The 9,507-nt window shown below is 61.2% G+C and carries 11 protein-coding genes; 2 read left to right on the top strand and 9 right to left on the bottom strand.

Annotated elements, in window-relative coordinates; genetic code table 11:
* A partial coding sequence (locus B7L71_RS17930; RefSeq protein ID WP_446497333.1) for a hypothetical protein occupies positions 1 to 232 on the top strand: 232 nt, incomplete at its 5' end.
* Here the strand turns inward: B7L71_RS17930 and B7L71_RS00310 are convergent.
* Both B7L71_RS00310 and B7L71_RS00305 read right to left on the bottom strand, forming a co-directional pair.
* Positions 150 to 446 (bottom strand): winged helix-turn-helix domain-containing protein, encoded by a 297-nt coding sequence (locus tag B7L71_RS00310; RefSeq protein ID WP_081135084.1) that lies wholly within the window; start codon positions 444 to 446, stop codon positions 150 to 152. The genes B7L71_RS17930 and B7L71_RS00310 overlap by 83 nt on opposite strands.
* Positions 447 to 484: 38 nt before the next feature.
* Entirely contained in the window at positions 485 to 1,564 is a 1,080-nt protein-coding gene (locus tag B7L71_RS00305; RefSeq protein ID WP_081135081.1) for a PA0069 family radical SAM protein, read from the bottom strand.
* Positions 1,565 to 1,703: 139 nt separating this feature from the next.
* Here B7L71_RS00305 and B7L71_RS00300 point away from each other — a divergent pair, with 139 nt between their 5' ends.
* Positions 1,704 to 1,868 (top strand): isochorismatase, encoded by a 165-nt coding sequence (locus B7L71_RS00300; RefSeq protein ID WP_249273138.1) that lies wholly within the window; start codon positions 1,704 to 1,706, stop codon positions 1,866 to 1,868.
* On the opposite strand, the gene B7L71_RS00295 is transcribed toward B7L71_RS00300, so the two are convergent.
* The 7 genes from B7L71_RS00295 to B7L71_RS00265 form a co-directional block, all read right to left on the bottom strand.
* Positions 1,846 to 2,226 carry a gamma-glutamylcyclotransferase family protein gene (locus tag B7L71_RS00295; RefSeq protein ID WP_081135077.1) on the bottom strand — a complete coding sequence of 127 codons (381 nt, stop codon included), beginning with the start codon at positions 2,224 to 2,226 and terminating at the stop codon, positions 1,846 to 1,848. The two genes, B7L71_RS00300 and B7L71_RS00295, sit on opposite strands and share 23 nt — an antisense overlap.
* A gap of 52 nt (positions 2,227 to 2,278) precedes the next feature.
* A complete protein-coding gene (locus B7L71_RS00290) occupies positions 2,279 to 3,553 on the bottom strand; it encodes a type II toxin-antitoxin system HipA family toxin (protein ID WP_081135074.1) in 1,275 nt (424 codons plus the stop codon).
* Positions 3,550 to 3,807 carry a helix-turn-helix domain-containing protein gene (locus B7L71_RS00285; RefSeq protein ID WP_052196421.1) on the bottom strand — a complete coding sequence of 86 codons (258 nt, stop codon included), beginning with the start codon at positions 3,805 to 3,807 and terminating at the stop codon, positions 3,550 to 3,552. The genes B7L71_RS00290 and B7L71_RS00285 overlap by 4 nt, the downstream gene beginning before the upstream one ends.
* 229 nt (positions 3,808 to 4,036) lie before the next feature.
* Positions 4,037 to 5,695 (bottom strand): glucose-6-phosphate isomerase, encoded by a 1,659-nt coding sequence (gene pgi, locus B7L71_RS00280; RefSeq protein ID WP_081135071.1) that lies wholly within the window; start codon positions 5,693 to 5,695, stop codon positions 4,037 to 4,039.
* A gap of 227 nt (positions 5,696 to 5,922) precedes the next feature.
* Positions 5,923 to 7,659, bottom strand: a complete 1,737-nt coding sequence (locus tag B7L71_RS00275) for a PTS fructose-like transporter subunit IIB (RefSeq protein WP_016914230.1) — start codon at positions 7,657 to 7,659, stop codon at positions 5,923 to 5,925.
* Positions 7,656 to 8,624, bottom strand: coding sequence for a 1-phosphofructokinase (gene pfkB, locus B7L71_RS00270; protein WP_081135069.1), 969 nt, complete (start codon positions 8,622 to 8,624; stop codon positions 7,656 to 7,658). The genes B7L71_RS00275 and pfkB overlap by 4 nt, the downstream gene beginning before the upstream one ends.
* A partial coding sequence (locus B7L71_RS00265) for a putative PEP-binding protein (RefSeq protein WP_139790004.1) occupies positions 8,624 to 9,507 on the bottom strand: 884 nt, incomplete at its 5' end. The genes B7L71_RS00265 and pfkB, both read right to left, overlap by 1 nt.

The following is a 9,507-nucleotide window of genomic DNA, read 5'->3' as shown; positions in this document are numbered from 1 at the left end:
ATCGGCGCTCTATAACACTCTGGCGCTGGGGTTGGTGGTCACCATGGCCATTCCCCCGCTGGTCGCTGTGCTGGCCATGGCCGCCAGTTCCCTCAGCGTCACACTCAACGCCGCGAGGCTGACCTGGGCCGAGCCCGATGCGCCTTGGCCTACTCACGGTAGCCCAACGCCTCACCCAGCCGCTGAGCATGTTGCGCCACCCAGCGCGGATCGATCGCGCCCCACTGCTTGATGACGTAGTGGCCGATGTTATGGCGCTCGCCGTCGCCTTTTTCGAACACGCACTCGATGTCCAGTTCGCTCAGCGAGGCGATGGTATCCTGAGCCGTGCGCCTGGGCATGCCAGTGGCTTCCATCAGCGCAGGCACGCTGGAAATACCTTGTTCGATCAAGTGGGCCACGTATAGGCGGCGGTAAAAGCTGGATTTTGTTTTACTGAGCGACATAGCGAGGGCGTCTTCTTGGTGATGTGTACTCCAGCAGTCTAATCAAATAAATCCCCCTGTGCCCGCGGTGGCCGAAAGTCGCGGGTGTTCAAGCCCTGCTCGGTGCGGGATTGCAGGTTCCATTGACGGCTAGCGCGTTGGAAACGCTGGGCAATCAGGTCGGCAAAGACCCCCTCCCCACGAAAGCGCTTACCAAACCGTGCATCGTAGTTCTGGCCGCCGCGGCATTGGCGCATCAAGCTCATGACCTTGGCGGCGCGCTCCGGGTAATGGGCGTTCAGCCAGGTTTCGAACAGGGGCGCGACTTCATGGGGCAGTCGCAGTAGCATCCAGGTCGCGGTACGCGCGCCCGCTCGGCTGGCCGCTTCGAGGATGCGCTCGATTTCATGGTCGGTGAGGCCCGGGATGATCGGTGACACCAGTGTGCCTACCGGTATGCCTGCCGTGTTCAGCTCGCGAATGGCTCTCAAGCGTGCCTGGGGCGATGCCGCCCGAGGCTCCAGCGTACGCTTGAGGTTGGCGTCCAGGCTGGTCAGGCTGACGAACACCCGCACCAAGCGGTGCTCCGCCATTTCCGCCAGCAGGTCCAGGTCACGCAGGATCAGCGTGCTCTTGGTCACCAGGGTGACCGGGTGGCGACAGGCCAGCAGCAGCTCCAGCAGGCGCCGGGTCGTCTGGTATGTGGCTTCCAGCGGCTGGTAGCAGTCGGTGTTGCCAGACAGGTTGATAGGGCGGCAGACATACTGCGGATGGCAAAGCTCCTGTTTCAGATGCTCGACCAGGCCGCTGCGGGCGATCAGTCGGGTTTCAAAATCGAGCCCCGGCGACAGGTCCCAATAGGCGTGGGAAGGGCGGGCATAGCAATACACGCAGCCATGTTCGCAGCCACGGTAAGGGTTCAGGGAGCGGTCAAAGGGCAGATCGGGTGAGCGGTTCCAGGAGAGCGCGCTTTTGCTGGGCTCTTCGCGCACTTCGGTAGCCAGCGATGGGCGAGCTTCCTCTTGCCACCAGCCATCGTCCTCCATGACGCTGCGGGTCGGTGAAAAACGGTTATGGGGGTCGTAAGTGGCACCGCGACCTTTATGCACGGCGTATCGGGGAAGGTTATGAGCCGTCATCGGGAGCCTCGCGCTGAGCTACCTATAATATGTTTATTCATACAGTATAGGGTGTTTATCGTGCTCTGCAAGCAAGGTGCAGCGGTGCGCCATCAACTGTTTGCGCACCGCAGGCAATCTCGGTTTCGGTACCTGGGTCGTGAGTGACGCGACGTTTACGTTTGCCAAGTGCGATTACGCGGGCACGGAGCGTACTGCCGATGAGGTGCACGCCATGTCGCTGGCCAATCTGGCGGAGGAGTATGCGCAGATCGTGGATACGCAAGGAGCGCTGGCGCGGTTTACCACTCGCCGCGGCGAATGAGCGATGCTTCCTCGACGGCGGGGTTGTAGAGGTAGCACCAGGCATCGCCATGGGAGGTCGCCAGCACCGTCCGGTCGTAGGTCCCTTTTTGGGGGGAGTGGTGCAGGTAATCTTCCAGCGCATCGAGCCGGGCTAGCCGCTCGGCATCGATGGCATACACTTCCACCAAAACGCCTGTGGAGGGCATGAGCTTGGCGCCGGGGTAGGGGCCCAGGTCGTAAAGCGTAATCGCCGTCAAGCAGTCCTGGCCCAGCATGTCTGCGCCGCCCAGCCAATGATGATTGCGATGACCGTGCTTTAACGTGCCGTATACCGCCACGCGTGGGCAGCGTTGGATTGCCTGGTAAAGGTAGTTCATGAGGATGCTCGTTTTTCGTTACCTGGGAGCTGGTTTTAGCAAGAGAATGAAGTCACCAATGCGCTGCTTTCTTGCACTGTTTTACGATGTGGTGGCGCTGTTGTTGTAAACGTGGCCAAGCGCCCTCGGATAGCCCTGCCTCTATTAAAGCTTGCTGCATTTCTGTGGAGTCAACAAATCGAAGCAGTAGCGCTTTAAGTCGCTCAATCTCTCGTTTGATGAATGGATAGCTAATTTGGCTCTGCGTCGCCAGCTGCTTCCAGTCACGAGATAAAAGCTGCATGGTGTTGTTTTGGTTGCCAATGGAGAATGCCAGGCTAGGGTCATATCCTAAAACAATGGTGCCCACCAAGTCGTAAGCGGGAGCAATACGCCATTTGCCTTTTGCATCTTGTAGTAATGACACATTTTTTGCGTGGCCATCACTGTTACCTACCAATATGTTAAAAATTTGCCAGCGGAGCAACTGTTGCAATGCTGGGGCAGGTGGCCTGCATACCTCACGTAACAGATGAAAGCAGTCGGCCAGCGTCGGTCCGCCGTGTTCCTGGTATTTCTGCGTACGCGGTCTGCCCATTGCCTGGCATAAATCTTCCTGATGAACGCGTTGCAGAGAGCCGTTGACCCATGCTCTATCGTAACGCTCAACCACTAATAGTGGGCACTTCCCTGCATAACGTATTGAAGTGCGGGGGCACTCGATACCGGCCAGCTTGGCCAGCGTGTTGAGGTAAAGCTCATTGAAAATAACATGGTCGCGTCCATCTACCGCAAACTTGATGATATGCGAAGAGGCAGCAGTGCCTTGGGGCAAATAAAAAGCTTCCTCACGCCAGATCACAGGAATCTTGTCTTGTGCACCGGCCAGTGAAAGACGTGGCCTGGGCGCTGGTTGTGACGCTGCAAATAGCGCATAACGTTGTTGAAAGGCCGCCCACTCGTTAAGTCTTTCTTGCGGCAGTGGCGTACCGTCGTCATTGCTGGACGCAGGTTCTGGTAGTTGATGAGGCGGCAGAATCGACAGTGCCCCGGCGCAATCTCCACCAAGCGCGGTCAGCAGCGAGAAGTCGTCATCAGGAATGCCCAGTTGGCGGATAATCGCCGCACGTGCTTGCTCTTCTGGCAGTAGGTTGCCGAACCAATGATGGGCAGTCAGTGCTTCGGGCGGCCATGTCCGTTGGTGTAAAGGAAGGCTGTTGGAAATGGCCTGCCCGCTAGCTTGCCACTCTGCGTCATACTCAAAGCCCATGAGACGGCTATCTGCGCCGCGCCAGAGTGTGCCCACCCGTTGGAGGTTCTGCCACACGATGAGCGTTTCAGTGGTCATGAATCGCTATCCATTGGCTGTGCCAAAAGCTCGATACCGAGTGTTTCCAGGACGCGCAATACTCTGCCCATGCCGCATGTGTCGCGGCCGTTTTCGAGTTCACTTAAAAAGCGAATACTGACGCCGCACAGTCCCGCCAGAGTTTCCAGGGTCAGATGCTGGCGTTTACGAGCCTGACGGATGATCAGGCCAAGACTGCTGGCGGATTCAATCGAATAAAGCGCTGTGTTGGTTGGGGCAGGTAGGGTAGGCATATACGCTCCCGTTTCCCTATAAGGAAAATTACCAGACTGGAATACGTATAGTAGCCGAACTTTCCCGATGGGGAAAATAAGGTCCAGTGTAAGTGAAAAGCGGTAATTTTATCCCTATGGGGAAAGCGTGGCCGGTGGGCTGTAACGATTCGCTACCTGGCACTGCGTAAGTCTGGGCATAAAAAATGGCCCCACCGTAGTGGAGGCCATCAGTCAATGCCGCTTGAGCCTAACGCTTCTTGCGAGCGGGCTTTTTGTCTCCGGCTTCGGGGTCTGTGCGGTGTGCGGTGCCCGGGAAGTGGGCGCGGACGAGTTCCAGCAGGCCCTGGGTGGAGGCGTCGAAGTCGGCGGCGTTGGCGTCGATGCGCTCGCTGATCTCACCGGCAATGCGTTTGCCGAGCTGCACGCCCCACTGGTCGAAGGAGTTGATATTCCAGATCACCCCTTGAACGAACACCTTGTGCTCATACAGCGCAATCAGCGCGCCGAGGTTTTTCGGTGTCAGCTCGTCCAGCAGCAGCGTGCTGGAAGGGCGGTTGCCGGGACAGCTGTAGGGGTCCAGTTGGCTCAGTTCTTTGCTGTCGCCCTGGCTGCCTTCCATGAAGGCGTTGGCCTGGGCCAGCATGTTGGTGAGCAGGGCAAAGTGGTGGTCTTCCACGCCCGGCTCCGGCTTGAGCGAAGCGATGAAGTCGATGGGCACGTAGCGGGTGCCCTGGTGCAACAGCTGGAAGAACGCGTGCTGGCCGTTGGAGCCGGTTTGCCCCCACACGATGGGGCCTGTCTTGTAATTCACCGGGTGGCCGAAAATATCCACCGACTTGCCGTTGGACTCCATATCCAGCTGCTGCAGGAAAGAGGGCAGCTGGTTCAGCGCCTGGTCGTAGGGCACGATGGCCTGGGTTTCGGCGCCAATAAAGTTGATGTACCAAATGCCGATCAGCGCCATCAATACGGGCATGTTCTGGGCGAACGGCGCTTCGATGAAGTGGCGGTCCATCTCGTGGGCGCCTTCCAGCAGCTCGATAAAGCCTTCGAAGCCAATCGAGAGCGCAATGGGCAGGCCAATGGAAGACCACATGGAGTAGCGGCCGCCCACCCAGGCCCAGAATTCGAACACGTTCTCTTCACGAATGCCGAACTCCATGGCCGCTTTGCGGTTGGTGGAGGCGGCAATGAAGTGCGCCCCTACGTCGGCGTCTTCCCCGGCGTTCTCCAGGAACCAGCGCCGCGCAGTCTTGGCGTTGAGCAGGGTCTCCTGAGTGGAGAAGGTCTTGGTAGAGACGATGAACAGCGTGGTGGCGGGGTCGAGCCGTGAGAGCACCTTCTGAATGTGAGTGCCGTCCACGTTGGACACGAAGTGGAAGTGCAGCTCCGGATGCCGGTATTTCAGCAGCGCCCGCACCGCCATGTTGGGGCCCAGGTCCGAGCCGCCAATGCCGATATTGACCACGTCCTTGATGCGCTGGCCGTTGTAGCCTTTCCACTCGCCGTTACGCACTGCCTCGGAGAACACCTTGATCTGCTCGCGGGTGCGGGTGATTTCGGGCATCACGTCTTCGCCGTCCACGTAGACCGGCTCGTCGCCCAAATGGCGTAGCGCGGTGTGCAGTACCGGGCGGTTTTCGGTGACGTTGATGATGTCGCCGGAGAACATCTGAGCGCGGCGCTGTACCAGGGCCGAGTGGTCGGCCAGTTCGATCAGCTTGGCCAGTACCGCATCAGACACCTGGTGCTTGGAGTAGTCCAGAAAAAGGCCTCCGACACGCAGGCTCATTTTTTCGAAGCGCTTCGGGTCGTGGGAAAAATAGTCGCGAATGCGATCGTTGGCGGTTTGATCGCGCAGGCGCTCCAGGGCCTGCCAGGTAACGCTGCGGGTGAGTTGAAACATAACGGGCGGTCCTATTTGTTTTTACATCGTTGTTCCGAATCAGAGGGCGTGCCTCCAATCGTGATTCTTGTTTATGTAAAAATACTACATATTGGGCGCCATGGAAGCGCTGTACGGCTTGAATCGCTTGAAAATGAGTAATAAAACGAGAGTTTGGGCCAGCTGAAGGACTTGGCTACAAAAAGGGCGGGCCTGGGCCCGCCCCTGGTAAGGCCAGTGTGCAACCGTTAGCTGGCCACTGCTACCTGTGCAGCACCGCGCTTGATGAACGCATAGCCCAGGCCAGTAATCAAGGAGCCCGCAATGATCGCCCCCAGGTAGAGGAACGCCGGGGTGATGGCGTTGGGGATCAGGAGCACGAAGATGCCGCCGTGGGGCGCCATCAGCTGAGCGCCGATCAGCATGGAGAGCGCGCCGGTCACCGCGCCACCCGCGATACAGGCCGGAATCACCCGCAGCGGGTCTTTCGCGGCAAAGGGAATCGCGCCTTCGCTGATGAAGCACAGGCCCAGCACGAACGATGCCTTGCCCGCTTCCCGCTCAGGGGCAGAGAACTTGTTGCGCGCCACAAAGCTGGCGATGCCCATGCCAATGGCAGGCACCATGCCTGCTGCCATGATGGCCGCCATGGGCGCGTAGGTTTGCGATGCCAGCAGGCCCACGCCGAAGGTGTAGGCGGCTTTGTTGACGGGCCCACCCAGGTCGAAGCACATCATGGCGCCCAACAGAATGCCCAGCAGTACGGCGTTGGTAGAGCCCATGGAGGAGAGGAAACCGGTCAGGGCGGCCATGATGGCGGCCACGGGTTCGCCGATCACGTAGATCATGGTCAGGCCGGTGACCAGGCTGGCCACGAACGGGATGATCAGAATCGGCTTGAGGGATTCCACGCTGGCAGGCAGCTTGACGTACCGCGTCACGGCCAGCGCCACATAGCCTGCCAGGAAACCGGCCAGAATGCCGCCGATGAAACCGGCATCGATATTGGCGGCCAGCATGCCGCCGATCATGCCGGGGGCAATGCCGGGGCGGTCGGCAATCGAGTAGGCAATGTAGCCTGCCAGCACGGGAATCATCAGTGCGAAGGCGGTGCCGCCACCGATTTGCATCAATGCTGCCGCCAGGGTGCCTTCTTCCTGGAACGCTTCGATACCAAACACGAATGACAGGGCAATCAACAGGCCGCCCGCCACGACCATGGGCAGCATGAAGGAAACGCCGGTCAGCAGGTGCTTGTAGACGCCTTTCTCCTTGATCCCCTTCTTGGCCGAGGCACCGCCAGCGGCGCTGGTGCCATCTTCCACCGCTGCGTCAGTCAGCGCGGCTTCCAGCGTCGGGCGGGGCTTTTTCAGCGCGTTGCTGGTGGAGGTGCGATAAATGCGCTTGCCCGCAAAGCGGGAGGGGTCCACTTCGATGTCGCAGGCCAGCACGACCACGTCGGCAGCGGCGATCTCTTCATCGGTGAGCTGGTTTTGTGCACCCACCGAGCCCTGGGTTTCCACGCGAATCTGGTGGCCCATGGCTTTGCCCGCCTCGGCCAGCGCTTCGGCGGCCATGAAGGTGTGGGCAACGCCGGTGGGGCAGGCGGTGACGGCAACGATACGTTGGCCGCCTGGGCTGCCAGCGGGGGCCGCTGCGGTGGTGGCCGGGGCGCTGTACAGGGGGGCGTCGCGTTTTGCCTGGGTCAAAAACGCCGTAGGGTCGGGAAGAGCGCTGGCAATCGGCGCCTTGAACAGCCGCTTACCTTCGAAACGCTCCGGGGCCGGTACCTGGTCGGCGGCAACCACGATCAGGTCGGCGTTGGCAATCTGTTCGGCGGTAGCCGCCTGCAGAGGGGCAATTTCGCCATGCATTTCCACATGGACGTGCCAGCCCAGCCGGGTGGCGGCTTGTTCCAGGCGCTTGGCGGCCAGGAAGGTGGTCGCCATGCCGCTGGGGCAGGCGGTAATCAGGATCAGGTTCATCGCGTGGCTCCCTCGGTGTGGGTGTCGTCAAGACGCCGTACCCGGGTCTGTTGTTGGAGTGAGTCGAAATCGTCGGCGTGGGGATTGCCCACGCCAACATGGCGAACGGCTTCGGCAGACAGCGCCGTGGCGAAGCGCAGCGTGGCGTCGGGGTCGTGCTGGCTCAGCAGCCCATGCAGCATGCCCGCCACGAAGGTATCGCCCGCGCACACGGTGTTGACTGCGTGAACGCTGGGCGGCGTCGAGTGCCAGGTGCCGTACTGGCTGGCCCACAAGACGCCTTCGGCACCGGCAGAAATCAGCGCGTGTTCGATACCGCCGGCATGAAGGCGCTGGGCAGCAGCATGGCGCTGGGCATCGGAATCGAGGGCGTGCCCCGCCCACCCGGCCAGCTCGGTTTCATTGGGCTTCACCGCCGCAGGCTGGGCGGCGATGGCCGTCAGCAGTGCCGGACCGCTGGTATCCACCCAAAGCGGCACGCCAAAGCCTTTCAGGAAATCGAGTAGCTCATTGAAGATGGCCGAGTCGATGCCCGGCGGCAGGCTGCCTGCCACGACGATGGCCTGCGGGGCGGTGCCCTCGAACAGGCCGTTGAGCACTTGGCGGAGGGCGTTGAGGTGAGCTGCGTCAATGGGCATGCCGGGGCCGTTGATATCGGTCACCCGGCCGCTCTGTTCGGCAAGCTTGGCATTGATGCGGGTGTTGCCAGGCACCCGCACGAAGGCGTCTTGAACGCCGTAATGCGGAAAGGCCAGGCAGAAGGGGGCGTCGTTGTCCTGGCCCAGAAAGCCGCTGACGACCACCTTATGGCCAAGGCTGGCCAATACCCGGGCGACGTTGACCCCTTTACCCGCCGCCTCCAGTTGGGCGCGAGTGGGGCGATTGACCTGCCCCAGCGTCAGCGTCTCCAGGTCGAAGGCGAGGTCCAGGGCCGGGTTCAGCGTGATGCAGACCACTCGTGCCATCAGCGAGCCTCCAGCGCATCGCGCACGTCATCGCTGGTTGCCTTGCTCAGGGCCAGCTGTGCCGTGGCCTGCGCTTCTGCCAGGTCGAACTCCCGCAGGCGGGCCTTGACCAGCGGGATCTGCCGCGCGCTGACCGACAGCTCGTCGACGCCGAGGCCCACCAGCACCGGAACCGCCATGGCATCCGATGCCAGCTCGCCACAGACGCCGACCCACTTGCCGTGGGCGTGGGATGCGTCGACGGTCATCTGGATCAGCCGCAGTACGGCCGGGTGCAGGCCGTCGGCCTGGGCAGATAGCTCCGGGTGGCCGCGGTCGATGGCCAGGGTGTACTGGGTCAAGTCGTTGGTGCCCACCGAGAAGAAGTCCACTTCGGCGGCCAGCGTCGGTGCCAGCAGCGCGCTTGAGGGCACCTCGATCATCACGCCAAGCTGCACGTCGGTGGCGCGCTGCTGTTCAGAGATTTCCTTGAGCAGTCGGTCGTAGATGGCTTTGGCGGCGCGGAATTCGGCCACGTCCTTGACCATCGGCAGCATGATGCGCAGCGGTTTGCCTACGGCGGCCATCAGTAGGGCGCGAAGCTGCGTTTCCAGCACGTCCGGCTGGGTCAGCGCCAGGCGAATGCCGCGCAGGCCGAGGAAGGGGTTGTCTTCCTGGGGGACTGGCCAGTAGGGCAGGGGCTTGTCGCCGCCCACGTCCAACGTTCGGGCGACCAGCGGTCGGCCAGCGAGTGCATCGGTGGCTTCACGGTACTCTGCGATCTGCGTCGCCAAATCCGGGGCACTGGCGTAGGCCATGAACAGAAACTCGGTGCGCAGCAGACCAACGCCCTCGGCGCCACGCTCGACGGCATCGGCGGCGTGGGCCGTATTGCCCAGGTTGG

Origin of the sequence: Halomonas sp. BC2 (assembly GCF_002078115.1) — a bacterium.
In the GTDB taxonomy this organism is placed as follows: Bacteria; Pseudomonadota; Gammaproteobacteria; order Pseudomonadales; family Halomonadaceae; genus Vreelandella; species Vreelandella stevensii.
The sequence above is the reverse complement of the archived record's forward strand: the minus strand, read 5'-3'. Positions and strand labels throughout refer to the sequence as shown.

Excerpts from the sequence above, each read along its gene's own strand:
- B7L71_RS00310 (WP_081135084.1), bottom strand. The coding sequence starts at position 446 with ATGTCGCTCAGTAAAACAAAATCCAGCTTTTACCGCCGCCTATACGTG.
- B7L71_RS00305 (WP_081135081.1), bottom strand. The coding sequence starts at position 1,564 with ATGACGGCTCATAACCTTCCCCGATACGCCGTGCATAAAGGTCGCGGT.
- B7L71_RS00295 (WP_081135077.1), bottom strand. The coding sequence starts at position 2,226 with ATGAACTACCTTTACCAGGCAATCCAACGCTGCCCACGCGTGGCGGTA.
- B7L71_RS00290 (WP_081135074.1), bottom strand. The coding sequence starts at position 3,553 with ATGACCACTGAAACGCTCATCGTGTGGCAGAACCTCCAACGGGTGGGC.
- B7L71_RS00285 (WP_052196421.1), bottom strand. The coding sequence starts at position 3,807 with ATGCCTACCCTACCTGCCCCAACCAACACAGCGCTTTATTCGATTGAA.
- pgi (WP_081135071.1), bottom strand. The coding sequence starts at position 5,695 with ATGTTTCAACTCACCCGCAGCGTTACCTGGCAGGCCCTGGAGCGCCTG.
- B7L71_RS00275 (WP_016914230.1), bottom strand. The coding sequence starts at position 7,659 with ATGAACCTGATCCTGATTACCGCCTGCCCCAGCGGCATGGCGACCACC.
- pfkB (WP_081135069.1), bottom strand. The coding sequence starts at position 8,624 with ATGGCACGAGTGGTCTGCATCACGCTGAACCCGGCCCTGGACCTCGCC.